This is a genomic window from Streptomyces sp. P9-A4 (assembly GCF_036634195.1).
GTDB lineage: Bacteria > Actinomycetota > Actinomycetes > Streptomycetales > Streptomycetaceae > Streptomyces.
The window spans coordinates 6680926-6695635 of sequence record NZ_JAZIFY010000001.1; the positions used below are offsets into that span (position 1 = coordinate 6680926).

Consider the following 14710-nt stretch of genomic DNA (forward strand, 5'->3'; position numbering starts at 1 on the left):
TTCAGCCGCGTGACAGTTCGCCCAGCAGCTTCCAGGTGCGGCGGCGGTCGTCCTCGCCGCCCAGCTCCGTCGCGGTGAAGACCACCTCCGTCGCCCCCGCCTCGCGGTAGCGCCGCACCTCGGCGGCGACGGTCTCCTCGTCACCGATCACGGCGAGGTCCGCCGCCCGCGTCACGCCGGACAGCTCCAGGACCCGCCGGTACGAGGGAATCGACTCGTACAGTGCGAGCGCCTCGGCCGCCGACTCCCGTACGGCCACGGGGTCGGCCGTGACCACACCCGGGACGAGCGCCACGATCCGGGGCGCGGGGCGGCCCGCCGCCGTCGCGGCGGCCGTCACGGCCGGCACGATGTGCTCGGCCAGCGTACGCGGCCCCGCCAGGAACGGCAGGATCCCGTCCGCCAGTTCACCCGAGACCCGCAGGGCCTGCGGACCCATCGCCGCGACGAGCACCGGCACCGCCGGCCGTGCGCCCGGCACCGCCGCCGAGTAGGGCGTCGTCGCCGTCAGCAGCTCCCCGTGGAAATCGGCGCTGCCCGTTTCGAGCAGCGGGCGCAGCGCCGTCAGGAACTCCCTGAGCAGGCCGATGGGCCGCTCGTACGGGATGCCGAAACCGGTCTCGGTGAGGTGCCTGGTGCCGAGGGCGAGCCCCAGGTGGTAACGGCCTCCGGTCGCCGCCTGGGCCGTCTGCGCCTGACTGGAGACCAGCAGCGGATGGCGGCCGAAGACCGGGATCGCGGACGTCCCGACGTGGAGGCCCGGCACCTCCCGGCCGACGATCGCGGCGAGCGAGGGCGAGTCGTACGCGAAGGTCTGGCCGAACCAGGCCGAGTGCAGACCGGCCTCGCGCGCCTCTCGCGCGAGTTCCACCGTGTTGTCGATCGTGCGCTGGACGGCGGTCGAGCCGAGCGTTACTCCGAGAGTCATGAAGGCGGCAACCGGCCCGTCCGGGAAGGGCATTCCCGCCGTACGTGAACAGTGTGTTGCGCCGTCCGGGGGAGGGGCGGGCGCGTCCACCTCGGTGGGGCCGGCACCGCCCCGCCGGGGGCATCCGACCGCGCCCCGCCATGATGGGGCGATGAAGACTCTCGCCGAGGTGGACGCGCTCGCCGGCCTGGCGCACGCCGGACAGACCGACAAGGCCGGTGTCCCGTACGTCGAACACGTCCGCGCGGTCGCCGCCGGCCTGGCGCCGCTCGGCCCGCACCTGGCCATGGCCGGGCTGCTCCACGACGTCATCGAGGACACTCCGTGGACCGCGGAGCGGCTGCGCGCCGACGGCGTCCCCGAGCGGGTCGTCGCCCTCGTCGAAGCCGTCACCAACCGGCCCGGCACCCCGTACGAGGAGAAGATCCGCCGCATCACGGAGGACCCCGAGGCCACCCTCCTGAAGATCGCCGACAACGCGCACAACAGCCGCTCCGACCGGGCCGCCGCCCTCGACCCGGCCCGACGGGAGCGGCTCGCCGCCAAGTACCGCACGGCCAGGGACCTGCTGTGGGCGGCGGCCGACCCCCGGCACGTCGCGACCATCCTGCGGGTGGTCAACCCCGAACTCCTGGCGGAGTTCGACGCCCGGTGTGACCCGGGTCACGGGAACCCCTCCCGGGGGCCGGACAGACGAGAGACGTGAACAACGACCTGCGCGCCCGCGTCCGGGACGGAGACCCCTCGGCCTACGCCGAACTCTTCGACTCCTTCGCCCGGAGCGTCTACAACCACGCGTTCCGGCTGACCGGGGACTGGTCCGTCGCCGAGGACGTGATGGCGGCGACCTTCCTCGAAGCATGGCGGCTACGGGGGAAGGTGGACCCCGAAGGGGGCTCGCTCCGGCCGTGGCTGCTCGGCGTCGCCACCAACGTCGCCCGCAACCACTGCCGGGGCAACCGCCGGTACCGGGCCTCCGCCGTCGCCTACGCCACGGCCGGACCGTCCGAGGCCTCGGTGCCCGACCACGCCTCCGAGGTCGCGGGACGCCTCGACGACCGCCGCCGGATCGCCGCCACCCTCCGGGCGCTCGGCACCCTGCGGCGCACCGAACGCGAAGTCCTCGTGCTCTGCCTCTGGGAAGGCCTCGCCTACACCGAGGCCGCCGAAGCCCTCGGCCTGCCCGTCGGCACCGTCCGCTCCCGGCTCTCCCGCGCCCGCGCCAAGCTCCGTACCGGCGCCGAGCAGGAACTCGACCGGGAACGACGGGAACGATTCGACGCGGGAAAACGGGAACCCGCACCCCGCCCCCGACAGACAACAGGTGATCGCGTGAACGCGGTCCGGCCCGCGCAGGAAGGAATCCGATGAACCCCGACCCGAACCAGCCCCGTACGGCGAACCGGTACGAGACCGGAGACCTCCCGGCGATCGAGGAGCACGAACTTCCTCCGGGCCGCCACCAGTTCCACAAGGAGCGTCTGATGAACCGGATCCACGACGACCGCCTCGCCGCAGCCGCCTCGCCGCCCGCCCCGCGCAACCCCTTCCTGCGGAAGGCGATCCTCCTGCCCACCGCGGCCGTCCTCGCCGGCGCGCTCGCCGTCGGCGTCCTCGCACTCACCCCCGGCGGAGTCCAGGCCCCCGACGACCGCGCCTCGGGACCCGTGCTGACCACCAGCATCGGCACCGTCGACGCCCACGGCGCGCCCCGGCTCCTCGACCGGATCTCGCTGGCCGCGGCCGGGACGGACACTCCGGACGGCCGGACCGGCCAGTACGTCTACATCGAGTCGCGGATCGCCAACACCTCTGTGAAGACCGTGAACGGCGAGAGCAGCCTCGTCGGCCGGCCGCTGCACACCCGGCAGTCCTGGAAGTCCCCCGACGGCCTCAAGGGCTGGCTGATCGAACCCGGCACCACCGGCCCCGAGGGCATCACCCTGGAAGGCCCCGACGAGAACGGCGACGTACCGAAGCCGCACCTCGGCGCGCCCTCGTACGACTACCTCGCCGCACTGCCCACCGACCCCGACGCGCTGCTGCGCAAGATCTACAAGGAGACCGAGGGGCAGGGCAACAACAAGGACCAGCAGGCCTTCACCACCATCGGGGACCTGCTGGTCGAGAGCTGGCCGTCCCCGCGGCTCACGGCCGCGCTCTACCGGACCGCGGCGAAGATCCCCGGCGTCGTCACCGTCGACAGCGCCACCGACGCCGTCGGCCGCAAGGGCGTCGCCGTCGCCCGGTTCGACGCCACCAGCGGGCAGCGCACCGAGTGGATCTTCGACAGCAAGACCCTCGCCTTCCTCGGCGAGCGGACCGTCCAGGTCGAAGGGACGAGCGACGACGGCCTCATCAAGCCCGGCACCGTCGTCTACACCCACGCCATCATGGTCCGGGCCTTCGTCGACGGGGTGAAGGTCACCCCGTAGCGGACCGGCTCGCCCGGCCGGATGACCAACCGCCCAGCTCCGTCGGGCGGTTGGTGATGATCCCGTCCACCCCGAGCGCGTCCAGGGCCTTCCAGCGGGCCGGGGTGTCGACCGTCCAGACGTTCACGGCCACACCCGCCGCGTGCAGTTCGCCGACCAGACCCGGACGGGTGGTGAGCGCGGCGTCCGCGACGTTGTACGCGGAGAGGCCCAGCTCCCCGGCGAGCGCGACCGGGTCGGCGTCGAGGGTGCCGCGCAGCAGACCGAGCGGCAGCTCCGGCGCCAGCTCGTGGACGTACCGCAGGGACGGGATGTCGAAGCTCTGGACGAAGACCCGCCCGGTCATGTCCTGCTCACGGACCTCCCTGACGATCCGGGCCACCTCGGCGTGGCTGTGGCGGCCCTTGATCTCCAGGAGCAGCTTCCCGCCGCGCTCCCGGAGGTCCGCCAGCTGCGCGGCGAGCGTCGGGACGCGGGCGCCGGCGTAGGCCGGGGCGAACCAGGAACCGGCGTCCAGGGCGTCCAGCTGGGCGGCGGTCAGCGAGCGGACCGGGCCGGTGCCGTCGGTCGTCCGGTCGACGGTCGTGTCGTGCAGGATGTACGGCACGCCGTCCTTGCTGGGCTGGACGTCGTTCTCGATCCAGACGGCCCCGCCCCGGCGGGCCACCTCGTCGGAGACCAGGGTGTTCTCGGGGGCCGCCGAGGGGGCGCCCCGGTGGGCGATCACCGTCAGGGGCGCCCCGGGCGCGCGCAGCCAGGGACTCGCCGGTGTAGTGGCGCGCACCACCGGGCGGGGCGCGGACCCCGCCTGCGGAGCGGCGACGGCGAACGCGGTCGCGAGCCCCGCCACGGCGGTGGCCCCGGCGACCAGGCCGAGGGTCCGGCGCCGGCGGAACCGGGGGGCGGGCTGGTGAGCGTCTCTCATTCCCGACACTTTAGAGGGCGCACCGCCGACCGGGGCGGAGCGCCGGTGCGTGCGACGGTGGCGTGTGAGGCAGCCGCTCGACCCTGGCCAGCGAGTGACCGGCCTGCGTCCGGGGGCTCAGCGGCTCGGCCGTCAAGGCAGGCGCACGGTGGAAGGCTTCGGCGGCGTCTACGTCATCGGCTACCGCGTGGTCGACATCTGACCGTCGCCCACACCGTGAAGCAGGGCCGCGCCGGTTCGTCCGGCGCGGCCCTCCCGCGTGTGTGCGGCGCGGCCCTCCCGCGGGTGCGGCGGTCAGGCGCCGTCGGGGGCGTGCAGCTCGCCCGACCTCGCCACCCGCGCGTACCAGCGGGCGCTGGACTTCGGGGTCCGCTCCAGGGTGTCGTAGTCCACCCGCACGGCGCCGAAGCGCTTCCCGTAGCCGTACGCCCACTCGAAGTTGTCGAGCAGGGACCACAGGAAGTAGCCGCGTACGTCGACCCCGTCCGAGAGCGCCCGGTGGACGGCCTCCAGGTGCGCGTGCACATACGCGGCGCGCTCCGGATCGTGCACCGAGCCGTCCGGGCCGACCACGTCCTCGTACGCCGCCCCGTTCTCGCTGATCACCAGCGGGAGCTGCGGATACGCCTCCGACACCCGGGTCAGCAGGTCGTACAGGGCGCTCGCGTCGACCGGCCAGCCCATCGCCGTCCGCTCGCCCGGCGCCCGGTGGAAGGCCACGTCGTCCGCGCCGGGCCACGGCGAGTGTTCGCTGTTCCCGTGCCCGTCGTCCTGCGGCTTCTCCGCCCCCTCGGGTACGCGGGAGACCAGGGTCGGCGTGTAGTAGTTGATCGCCAGCAGGTCCAGCGGCTGCCCGGCGGTCGCGGTGTCGCCGTCCTTGACGAAGGACCAGTCGGTCACCCGCGCCGTGTCCCGGATCAGGTCCTCCGGGTAGGCGCCCTCCAGCATCGGGCCCAGCCAGATCCGGTTGCCGACGGCGTCGATCCGGCGGGCCGCGTCCCGGTCCTCGTCGGAACCGGTCAGCGGGCGGACCTCGTGGAGGTTGAGCGAGACGGCGAGCTGCCGGTCGGCGGGGAGCGCGGAGCGCAGGGCCCGGACCGCGAGACCGTGCCCGAGGTTGAGGTGGTGCGCGGCGCGCAGGGCGGCCACCGGGTCGGTGCGGCCCGGGGCGTGCACCCCGGAGCCGTAGCCCAGGAAGGCGCTGCACCAGGGTTCGTTGAGGGTGGTCCAGCGGGTCACCCGGTCGCCGAGGGCGTCGGCGACGATCCCCGCGTACTCGCCGAACCGCTCGGCCGTCGAGCGCTCCGGCCAGCCGCCCGCGTCCTCCAGCTCCTGCGGCAGGTCCCAGTGGTAGAGGGTGAGGGCGGGCTCGATCCCGGCGGCGAGCAGCTCGTCGACGAGCGCCCGGTAGAAGTCCAGGCCCTTCTGCACGGCCGGACCGCGCCCGGTGGGCTGCACCCGGGACCAGGAGACGGAGAACCGGTAGGCGTTCAGACCGAGTTCGGACATGATGCGGACGTCCTCGCGGAACCGGTGGTAGTGGTCCACGGCCACGTCGCCGGTGTGGCCCTCGAAGACCTTGCCGGGAGTGCGCGAGAAGGTGTCCCAGATGGACGGGGTGCGGCCGTCCTCCGCCGCCGCTCCCTCGATCTGGTACGCGGCGGTCGCGGCGCCCCAGAGGAAGCCGGACGGGAACGAACGGGTGGCGGTGAGCGGCCGGGTATCGGACGCGGTCATAGGAGAGCGCTCCCAACGCGGGTACGGGGTAGGGACGTTCGGTACGGAGAAGGCATCGGCGCGGCCGGTCAGCTCTTCACGGCGCCGGCCGTGATGCCGCCGACGATGTGCTTGCCGAGGAAGGCGAAGACGAGCAGCAGCGGAACGGTGGACAGCAGGGCGCCGGTCAGCACGACGGCCTGGTCCACTGTGTGGTTGCCCGCGCCCAGCCCGGCGAGCGCCACCTGAAGGGTGGGGTTGCCGTCCGGGGTGAGCGCGATGAAGGGCCAGAAGAAGTCGTTCCACGCCTGGACGAAGACCAGCATGCCCAGGACTGCCATGGCGGGCCGCGCCACCGGGAAGACCACGTGCCAGATGATCCGGAGACTGTGCGCGCCGTCCATCCGGGCCGCCTCGACCAGTTCGACCGGCAGCGCCTCGACGAGGAACTGCCGCATGAAGAACACACCGAAGGCGGCGACGAGCGAGGGCAGCACGACCGACTGGAGCTGGTCGACCCAGCCGAGGTCGGTGACGATCTGGTAGAGCGGGATGACGCTCAGCTGGGGCGGGATCGTCATGGTGGCGACCACGAGCGACAGCAGCAGGCCCCGGCCGCGGAACGGCAGCTTGGCGAAGGCGAAGCCCGCGAGCGTGGAGAACAGGACGGTGGACACGGCCACCAGGCTCGCCACGATCGTCGTGTTGACCAGCGCCGCGCCCATGTCGACCTGGTTCCAGGCGAACGTGAGGTTGTCCAGGAGGCGGGAGCCCGGCAGCAGCGGCGCCGGCGCCTCCACCACCCGCTCGCCGGTGTGCGAGGCCGCGACCACGTTCCAGTACAGCGGGAAGAGCGAGACCACGGCGGCGACGACCAGCAGGACGTACGTCAGGGGTCCGGCGTGGTGCTGCCGGCCGGCCGACTGACGGAGCCGGCGTCCGGGCGACCGGCGGGAGCGCCGGCCCGGCGTGGCGTTTCCGGGCGCCTGGAGCGCCGGGCTCGGTGTGTCGAGTGTGCGGGCCATGAGGTCAGCCCCCCAGCTTCTCGCGTTGGTGGCGGGAGACGAGCGCCTGGACGCCGCCGACGATCAGCAGGAGCAGCAGCATCACCCAGGCGATGGCCGAGGCCTGGCCCAGCGCGCCGGTCACCCAGCCCTTCTCGTACATCAGCAGGCTCAGCGTCTGGAACTGGTTGCCGCTGCCGCCGCTGATGCCGACGCTGCCGCCGTACAGCATCGGCTCGCCGAAGAGCTGGGTGGCGCCGATGCCGGAGACGACGATCGTGAAGAGGATGGTGGGCCGGATCGAGGGGATGGTGACGCTGAGGAACTGGCGCCAGCGGGAGGCCCCGTCGAGCGAGGCCGCCTCGTACAGGTCCTGCGGCACGGCCTGCATGGCGGCCAGGTAGATCAGCGCGTTGTAGCCGGTCCAGCGCCAGGTGACGATCGTGGAGATCGCGATCTGCGCGGGCCACCGGGACGCCTCCCAGTCGACCGGGCCGAACCCGGCCACGTCGAGGAAGGTGTTGATGAGCCCGTAGTCGGTGTTGAACAGCTGGGCGAAGACCAGGGTCGCCGCCGCGATCGAGGTGGCGTACGGGGCGAGGATCGCGACCCGGAAGAAGCCGCGGCCGCGGAGCTCGTAGTTGAGCAGATGTGCCAGGCCCAGCGCCATCAGCAGCTGCGGGACGGTCGAGATGACCCCGATGGTGAAGGTGTTGAACAGCGCGTTCCAGAAGAACTCGCTGGTCGCGAGGTCGGTGTAGTTCTCCAGGCCCTTCCACCGCGCGTCGCCGCCCAGCTCCACCCGGTGGAGGGAGAGCCAGCCGGTGTAGATCAGCGGGAAGAGGCCGAAGGCGGCGAAGGTGAGGAAGAAGGGGGCGACGAAGACGTACGGGACGGCCTTGAGGTCCCAGCGGTAGAGGGTGCTGCGCAGGCCGCCGGAGGGGGCGCGGCGGTGTGGGCCGGGGGTGGAGGGCGGTGCGGGGGGCGGCGGGGAGCCGTCCGGCCGCGCCCGAACGGAGGTGGCCACGGGGGCGTCCTTCCAGGTCGATGCGTGCGGTGGTACGGACGGTGCCGGCCCGCCGCCCGGAGGCGGCGGCGGACCGGCAGGCGCCCCCCGCTACTGGTCGATCTTGTCGTCGACCAGCTTCTTGACGTTCTCCCAGGCCTTGGCCGGGTCGGTGCCCCGCTGCTCGATGTCGAGGATGCCGTTGTCGGTGAGGAAGGTCTTCACCTGGCCGTCGTAGCGGCTGATCGTGGCGGGCGTGATGCCGGCCGCCGCGCTGGAGAAGATCCGGCCGACCGGGGTGTCACCGAAGTACGGCAGCTTCGCGTCCTGGACCGCGGACGAGGTGAGCGTGTCCTTGGACGAGGGGATGTTGCCGTTGACCGCGAACACCTTGGCGTGCTGCGCGGGGGCGGTCAGCCAGGCGGCGAGCTCGGCGGCCTCCTTGGCGTGCTTGCCGGACTTCGGTACGGCGAGGAAGGCGCCGCCCCAGTTGCCGGCCACCGGCGGTGCGGCGATGTCCCACTTGCCCTGGTTGGCGGGGCCCGCCTGGTCCTTGATGATGCCGGTCATCCAGCTGGGGCAGGCGACGGTGGCGAACTTCGAGTTCTTGAAGGCCGCGTTCCAGGTGCCCTTCTCGTCGAACTGGCGGAGTTTGGCGGTGAGTCCGCCCTGCGCCGCCGCGACGGCGGTGTCCCAGGCCTTCTTGACGCCGGGGCTGTTCTCCCAGTCCAGCTTGCCGTTGGCGTCGGCGTACTGCACCGGGTCGCTGGAGACGACGGCGTTGAACAGGCCGCTCGCCGAGTCGTGGAAGGAGGTGCCGGCGGGCGCGCTCTTCTGGTACGTCCTGCCGGTCTCCAGGAACTTGCCCCAGTCGCCCGCCCACAGCTTGGCGACGGCATCGCGCTCGGTGGGCAGCTTGGCCTTGGCGAAGAGGTCCTTGTTGTAGCAGATGGCCATGGGGCCGATGTCGGTGCCGAGCCCGATGACCTTGCCGTCGTCGGTGGTCGCCTGCTTGACCTTCCAGTCGAGGAAGGCGCCGATGTCCGCACCGCCCTCCTTGCTCAGGTCCACCCACTTGCCGGCCATGGTCGGACCGGTCGCCTCGGCGATGAAGCCGACCTCGACGGCCTGGATGTCCGCGAGGCCGCTGTTGCGGGAGAGGCGCAGCTTCAGCGTGTCCCAGTACTTCTGGCCGTCGGCGACGTTCGACTCTTCGATCTTGATGTTGGGGTGGGACTTCTCGTACTCGGCGTAGAGCTTGGCGCCGGTCTTGTCGTCGTAGCCGAAGGAACCGAAGGTCCCGACCCGCAGCGTGATCTTCCCGCCGCCCGGGGCTGCGTCGTCGCTGTCGCTGCCGCAACCGGTGAGCAGGGTCGTGCCGGTCACGACGGCGGCGACCGCCGCGACCGCCGCACGGCGTCCGCGTCTGCTGCTGGAAGTGCGCATTCCACTCTCCTCGTCCAAAGGTGGTGCTCGTTGTGCGCCAAGAGGCCCGGCCGGCTGATCGCGGCTCGGCGGCGCCCGCCAGGACCTGATGCAAGGCTGTGCGCATCCCGGATGGGAGCGCTCCCACGTCGTTGCCGGAAGGTTGCTGCCTGGCGGGTGCGGGTGTCAAGACATGAACGCGGATTCGTTACCGGAAGGTTTTCCCGGGGTTTCGCGGCGCCGGGCGAGGGCGGGGCCGTCATCTCCTGAACGCATGCTCGTGGCGCGGGCGAGCCCGGTGAACTACTGTGGGAGCGCTCCCATCAGCCGTCGCGGCCATGGTGAGCGGCACGTTGCCTATGAGGGGAGTTCGGCGGTTGTGAACGGACGGCAGAACGGCAGACCGACCCTGGAGCAGGTCGCGGCCAGGGCCGGGGTCGGCCGGGGCACGGTCTCCCGGGTGATCAACGGCTCTCCCCGGGTGAGCGAGCAGACCAGAACGGCCGTCGCCAGAGCCGTCGCCGAACTCGGCTACGTCCCCAACCAGGCCGCCCGCGCCCTCGCCGGCAGCCGCACCGACGCCATCGCGCTGGTCATCCCCGAGGTCGAGGCCCGGCTCTTCGCGGAGCCGTACTTCCTCGACCTCATCCGCGGGGTGAGCGCCGAACTCGCCGACGCCGACAAGCAGTTGCTGCTCACCCTGGTCCGCAGCGAGCAGGAGCGCCAGCGCTTCGAGCAGTACCTCGCCGCCCAGCGCGTCGACGGCGTGCTGCTCGCCTCCGTCCACGGCGACGACCCGCTGCCCGACCGGATCAGGGAACTGGGCCTCCCGGTCGTCATGAACGGACGCCGCTCCGAGGCCGAGCCCGTGGCCTATGTCGACTCCGACAACATCGGCGCCGGGCGGGCGGCCGTCGCCCACCTCGTGGCGCGGGGCCGGAGCCGTATCGCCACCGTCACCGGGCCGCCCGACATGTACGTCGCCCGCGCCCGGCTCGGCGGCTACCGGGCCGGACTCGCCGAGGCCGGACTCGCGCCCGACGAGGCGCTCGTCTCGGTCGGCGACTTCACCGAGGAGGGCGGACGGCGGGCCATGCGGCTGCTGCTCGACCGCAGCCCGGACCTGGACGCCGTGTTCGCCGCGTCCGACGTGATGGCGGCGGGCGCGCGCGGGGTCCTCCGGGAGGCCGGACGGCGGGTGCCCGAGGACGTGGCCCTCGTGGGGGTCGACGACTCGGCGGTGGCGCGGCTGATGGACCCGCCGCTGACGAGCGTGCGGCAGCCCATCGAGGAGATGGGCCGCACGATGGCCCGGATGCTGATCCAGGAGATCCACGCGAGCACGGAGGCGCCGGAGGAGCCGCGCCGGCGTGTGCTGCCCACGGAACTCATCGTGCGCGAGTCCTGCTGAGGGCGGGTGCGCGTCCCGGGGCGGGCGGACGCACCGGGGTGTGGGGACGTTCCCGGGTGTGCGCACGTCCCCCGGGTGGGCGAACGTCTGCGGGGAGGGGAGAGGTACGTCCCCGGGCGTGCGTACGCCTGCGGGCACGCGTACTCCTCCGGGCGGCGGGTGCGGCTCGGGCGGCGAGTGCGCCGACGACCCCACGGGATCCGGATCCCGTGGGGTCTCCGCGCGCGGTGGCGGGGCGGGGTTACAGCGCCGGGTGGGCGTTCTTCATGAGCTCCTGGAACTGGGCCGAGAACCACTGGCCCGAGATCGGGGCGTCCGGCAGCGCGCCCGACATGCTGTTCCCGTTACGGGCGTTGCCCGTGTAGGTCGGGTCGCACATCCGGTCGAAGCCCTTGCCCTCGTTGTTCGGGATCTCCTTGCTGGCGCCGTCGGACTCGCCCGGGGGCTTCATCCAGACGTACGCGTCGATGCCCGCGGCCGGTGCCGCCTGGGGCCTCTCGCCGAGACCGGCGCCGGACTGGTTGCACCAGTTGCCGAGGTGGATGCGCCGGTCGTAGCGGCCGCCGTTGACGTAGGTATCGACGCTGGTCGTCGCCCCCGCGGCGGTCGGCCGGGCGGTGCCGCCCCAGCCGTTGCGGGAGGTGTCGATCAGCATGCCGAGGTTGCTGTCGAAGCCGAGCGAGACCAGCTTGGCGCGCATCGCCTGGGCGTACGACAGTTCGTCGGTGTAGCGGTTCCAGTCGACCCACTTCGACTGGCGTACGGAGACGCCGTTGACGCTGTCGTCGATCGTGAAGTGGTCCTCCTTCAGGGCGCTGTAGTTGGCGGTGTTGACGATGAAGCCGTGGACGTTGGAGACCGTGGAGCCCTCGGCCGTGGCGGCCTGCTTGAACAGCTCGGCGGAGGGGCCGAAGTTGTCGTCCCAGCCCAGCCAGCCGTGGTGGCCGGCGTCGATGTAGTTGTAGACGTTGCCGATCGCGCCGAGCTTCTTGAGTGCGTAGCCGACGCCGGTGATGTAGTTGCCGTTGGCCTTCATGACGTCGCAGTTGGGCGTGGCCGTCGGGCGGCCCGAGACGTTGGTGACCAGGTTGGGCAGGGAGTCGATCTCGACCGTGGTGACGATCCGCAGGCCCGCGTACTTGGAGTCGGCGAGGATCGCGGCGATCGGGTCGATGTACTCGGTCTTGTAGCGGCCGATCTCGGTCGGGCCCAGCTCGCCGTTGGAGGCGAGCGCGGCGCAGTCGCGGCCGGGCAGGTTGTAGACGACCAGCTGGACGACGAGCTCGCCGGAGCCCTTCTGCCGCAGGGCCTCGTCGAGGTGGGCGCGCAGGCCCATGGAGGTGACGGAGCCGTTGATGGCGGCGATCCGGTCGAGCCAGACGCCGGTGGGCTGGCTGGAGATCCTGGTGCCGCCGGGCTCGGCCGCCGCCTTGGCGGACCACTCGGGGTTCACGTACACCTTGGCGCCGGCGTACGGGTTGTCCGCCTTGGTGCCGGCCGGAGGCGTGGTGGGCGGAGTGGTCGGCGGGGTCGTCGGGGGAGTGGTGGGCGGGGTGGTGGGAGGTGTGGTCGGGGGTGTCGTCGGGTCGGTGGCGCCGTTGCAGACGACGCCGTTCAGCTTGAAGGTGGCGGGCACGGCGTTGGTGCCGCTGTACGAGCCGTTGAAGCCGAAGGAGGTCGAACCGCCCGTGGTCAGAGTGCCGTTGTAGGAGAGGCTCTTCGCGGTGACGGCGGCGCCGGACTGGGTGATCGTGGCGTTCCAGCCCTGGGTGACCTGCTGGTTGCCCGCGTAGGACCATTCGAGGGTCCAGGAGGCCACCGGGTCACCGGTGTTGGTGACGGTCACGTTGGTGCCGAAGCCGGTGTTCCACTGGTTGCTGATCTGGTAGTCGACCTTGCAGCCGGGGGTGGCGGCGCCGGCGGTCGCCGTGCCGAAGACGGTGGCGGTGGCGCCGGTGGCCGTGATGAGGCCGAGGGCCGCCAGGAGGGCGGTGCGGCTGGTGTTTCTGGTGCGGCTCATGCGGGTGGGGATTCCTTTCGGAGGGGCCTCCGGGGGCCCTTAGGGGGTGAGACCGCGCAGGTGGTCGCGCAGCCCGATGCCGAATGCGGTGGGAGTGCCGTCGTACGAACTGATCAGCGCGGGACCGGAGTTGCAGTTCCAGGTGTTCCAGGTCCAGCCCAGGTACGAGAGGCCGCGGTCGTCGAACCACTTCATGACGCGGTCGACGAAGGCGTGTCCGCAGGTGTTCTCACCGATCTCGCCCGCGAGGAGGGGCACCTCGGCGGCCACCGGGGCGAGGGTGTCGTTCCAGCACGTCTCGTCGGTGCAGGTGTTGAAGTTGTAGACGTGCCAGGCGGCGGCCAGATTGCCCGCCGGGTCCGTGGGGCGGTACGTGAGCCACTGGCTCAGGTCGTTGGAGTACGCGAGGCCCGGGACGAGGACGAGGTTCCTCGAACCCGTGGCGCGGACCGCGTCCACCAGGTCCTGCATGCCGGCGACCTCGTAGCCGATGCCCGGACAGGTGCCGCCGTCGCGCCAGCAGGACCAGGCCTGGGTCGCGGTGGAGGTCGCCCGGTCCGGATAGGGCTCGTTGAACAGGTCGAAGACGACCCGCCTGTCGTTCTTGAAGGTGTTCGCCACCGAGGTCCAGAACGCCGGGGTGTACCGGGCGTCGGGCATGGGCTTCTGGCAGGTGGCGTGCACGTCGGAGCAGCCCGCCGAGTTGCCGGTGTACTGCCCGTACGTCCAGTGCAGTTCGACCACGGGGGTCATTCCGTGGGCGAGGACCTTGTTCACCATGTCCTTGACGGCGTTGATGTATTCCGCGCCCCGGTACTCGGGCTTGATGTTGTCCAGGCCGAGCCAGCACTCCTCGTTGAGGGGGATGCGGACCGTGTTGGCCTTCCAGTCGGCGATGGCCTTCACCGAGGCGTCGTCGGCGGGACCGTCCCAGATGCCGTAGCCCTGGACGCACATGAACTCGCCGCCGGAGCGGTTGACGCCGAGCATGCGGCGGGCCGCGCCGTTCTGATCGGTGAACTTGTTGCCGGACAGGCTGAGTTCGGGCGCGCCGGGGGCGGGGGTGGGAGGGGTGGTCGGTGGTGTGGTGGGTGGTGTGGTCGGCTCTGTGGGTGTGGGTGTGGGTGTGGGTGTGGGTGTGGGTGTGGGTGTGGGTGTGGGAGTCGGTGTCGTGGGCGTGCCCGTCTCGCACGGCGTGCCGTTGAGCGTGAACGCGGTGGGTGCCGTGTTGGCCCCCGACCATGAGGCGATGAAGCCGCCCGTGATCTTCGCGCCCGTGCCGAGCCCGGCGTTCCAGCCCTCGTTCACGACCGTGACGGCGGCCCCGGACTGGGACCACTTGCCGCCCCAGCCCTGACTGACGACCTGGCCGGCCGGGAAGCCGAACCCGAGGCTCCAGCCGTTCAGCGCGGCGCCGTTGTTGGTGACGGTGACCGCGCCCTGGTAGCCGCCGGCCCACTGGCCGACGACCGAGTACTCCACTGTGCAGACGGGTGCGGCCGCGGCTCCTGAGGCCGTACCCATGAGGGCGAGCGCGGTGCTCGCCATCGTGAGCGCCGCTCCGGAGAGCAGCGCGGACAGACGTGGGGGATGTCGCATGAGCGAGTCCTCGCAGCGAGGGCACACCCCTGACGGTGTGCCGACCGGACGGATTCGCTCCCACTGGTCGGGGCAGACCGTAGCGTCAACCGACGCCAAGCAAAAGAGGTGTTGGGTAAATTCCCCGCCGATTGCCTTCGACTCTTCACGCACCTTGACGCCGCCGCGCCCCAACTGCACAGTGGGAGCGCTCCCACTGGTTCAGAGCTTGTTTCCGGACACGTTCCGCTCTTCGCTCCCC

The 14710-nt window shown here is 71.8% G+C and carries 12 protein-coding genes; 4 read left to right on the forward strand and 8 right to left on the reverse strand.

Going from position 1 to position 14710, the window contains the following annotated elements; all coding sequences use genetic code 11:
- Position 1: 1 nt before the first annotated feature.
- The gene (locus V4Y03_RS29915; protein ID WP_332436963.1) at positions 2-928 is read right to left on the reverse strand and encodes a TIGR03564 family F420-dependent LLM class oxidoreductase; all 927 of its coding nucleotides are present in this window, start codon (positions 926-928) and stop codon (positions 2-4) included.
- 151 nt (positions 929-1079) lie between these two features.
- Between V4Y03_RS29915 and V4Y03_RS29920 the strand changes: the two genes are divergently transcribed.
- Genes V4Y03_RS29920 through V4Y03_RS29930 form a run of 3 tightly spaced genes read left to right on the forward strand, consistent with a single transcriptional unit; the run spans position 1080 to position 3363 of the window.
- Positions 1080-1634 (forward strand): HD domain-containing protein, encoded by a 555-nt coding sequence (locus V4Y03_RS29920; protein ID WP_317877119.1) that lies wholly within the window; start codon positions 1080-1082, stop codon positions 1632-1634.
- Positions 1631-2299, forward strand: coding sequence for an RNA polymerase sigma factor (locus tag V4Y03_RS29925; protein ID WP_317877118.1), 669 nt, complete (start codon positions 1631-1633; stop codon positions 2297-2299). The genes V4Y03_RS29920 and V4Y03_RS29925 overlap by 4 nt, the downstream gene beginning before the upstream one ends.
- Entirely contained in the window at positions 2296-3363 is a 1068-nt protein-coding gene (locus V4Y03_RS29930; protein WP_332436965.1) for a CU044_5270 family protein, read from the forward strand. The genes V4Y03_RS29925 and V4Y03_RS29930 overlap by 4 nt, the downstream gene beginning before the upstream one ends.
- On the opposite strand, the gene V4Y03_RS29935 is transcribed toward V4Y03_RS29930, so the two are convergent.
- The 5 genes from V4Y03_RS29935 to V4Y03_RS29955 form a co-directional block, all read right to left on the reverse strand.
- Positions 3353-4288, reverse strand: a complete 936-nt coding sequence (locus V4Y03_RS29935) for a glycerophosphodiester phosphodiesterase (RefSeq protein WP_332436966.1) — start codon at positions 4286-4288, stop codon at positions 3353-3355. The two genes, V4Y03_RS29930 and V4Y03_RS29935, sit on opposite strands and share 11 nt — an antisense overlap.
- Before the next feature lie 294 nt (positions 4289-4582).
- Positions 4583-6025: a GH1 family beta-glucosidase gene (locus V4Y03_RS29940; protein ID WP_317877873.1), complete on the reverse strand. Its 1443-nt coding sequence runs from the start codon at positions 6023-6025 to the stop codon at positions 4583-4585.
- Between the two features lie 68 nt (positions 6026-6093).
- On the reverse strand, positions 6094-7029 hold the full coding sequence (locus tag V4Y03_RS29945) for a carbohydrate ABC transporter permease (RefSeq protein ID WP_317877874.1): 936 nt from the start codon (positions 7027-7029) through the stop codon (positions 6094-6096).
- A 4-nt stretch (positions 7030-7033) separates the two neighbouring features.
- Positions 7034-8035 carry a carbohydrate ABC transporter permease gene (locus V4Y03_RS29950; protein ID WP_332436967.1) on the reverse strand — a complete coding sequence of 334 codons (1002 nt, stop codon included), beginning with the start codon at positions 8033-8035 and terminating at the stop codon, positions 7034-7036.
- Between the two features lie 90 nt (positions 8036-8125).
- On the reverse strand, positions 8126-9460 hold the full coding sequence (locus V4Y03_RS29955) for an ABC transporter substrate-binding protein (protein ID WP_332436969.1): 1335 nt from the start codon (positions 9458-9460) through the stop codon (positions 8126-8128).
- Positions 9461-9818: 358 nt separating this feature from the next.
- On the opposite strand from V4Y03_RS29955, the gene V4Y03_RS29960 reads away from it, so the two are divergent.
- Positions 9819-10850 carry a LacI family DNA-binding transcriptional regulator gene (locus tag V4Y03_RS29960; protein ID WP_332436970.1) on the forward strand — a complete coding sequence of 344 codons (1032 nt, stop codon included), beginning with the start codon at positions 9819-9821 and terminating at the stop codon, positions 10848-10850.
- 241 nt (positions 10851-11091) lie between these two features.
- Here the strand turns inward: V4Y03_RS29960 and V4Y03_RS29965 are convergent, their stop codons facing one another.
- Positions 11092-12870, reverse strand: a complete 1779-nt coding sequence (locus V4Y03_RS29965; protein ID WP_332436971.1) for a glycoside hydrolase family 6 protein — start codon at positions 12868-12870, stop codon at positions 11092-11094.
- A 39-nt stretch (positions 12871-12909) separates the two neighbouring features.
- The gene (locus tag V4Y03_RS29970; RefSeq protein ID WP_332436972.1) at positions 12910-14469 is read right to left on the reverse strand and encodes a cellulase family glycosylhydrolase; all 1560 of its coding nucleotides are present in this window, start codon (positions 14467-14469) and stop codon (positions 12910-12912) included.
- Between the last annotated feature and the right edge of the window lie 241 nt (positions 14470-14710).

Coding starts and splice junctions, on each gene's coding strand:
- V4Y03_RS29915 (WP_332436963.1), bottom strand. CDS start 928: ATGACTCTCGGAGTAACGCTCGGCTCGACCGCCGTCCAGCGCACGATC.
- V4Y03_RS29920 (WP_317877119.1), top strand. CDS start 1,080: ATGAAGACTCTCGCCGAGGTGGACGCGCTCGCCGGCCTGGCGCACGCC.
- V4Y03_RS29930 (WP_332436965.1), top strand. CDS start 2,296: ATGAACCCCGACCCGAACCAGCCCCGTACGGCGAACCGGTACGAGACC.
- V4Y03_RS29935 (WP_332436966.1), bottom strand. CDS start 4,288: ATGAGAGACGCTCACCAGCCCGCCCCCCGGTTCCGCCGGCGCCGGACC.
- V4Y03_RS29940 (WP_317877873.1), bottom strand. CDS start 6,025: ATGACCGCGTCCGATACCCGGCCGCTCACCGCCACCCGTTCGTTCCCG.
- V4Y03_RS29945 (WP_317877874.1), bottom strand. CDS start 7,029: ATGGCCCGCACACTCGACACACCGAGCCCGGCGCTCCAGGCGCCCGGA.
- V4Y03_RS29955 (WP_332436969.1), bottom strand. CDS start 9,460: ATGCGCACTTCCAGCAGCAGACGCGGACGCCGTGCGGCGGTCGCGGCG.
- V4Y03_RS29965 (WP_332436971.1), bottom strand. CDS start 12,870: ATGAGCCGCACCAGAAACACCAGCCGCACCGCCCTCCTGGCGGCCCTC.
- V4Y03_RS29970 (WP_332436972.1), bottom strand. CDS start 14,469: ATGCGACATCCCCCACGTCTGTCCGCGCTGCTCTCCGGAGCGGCGCTC.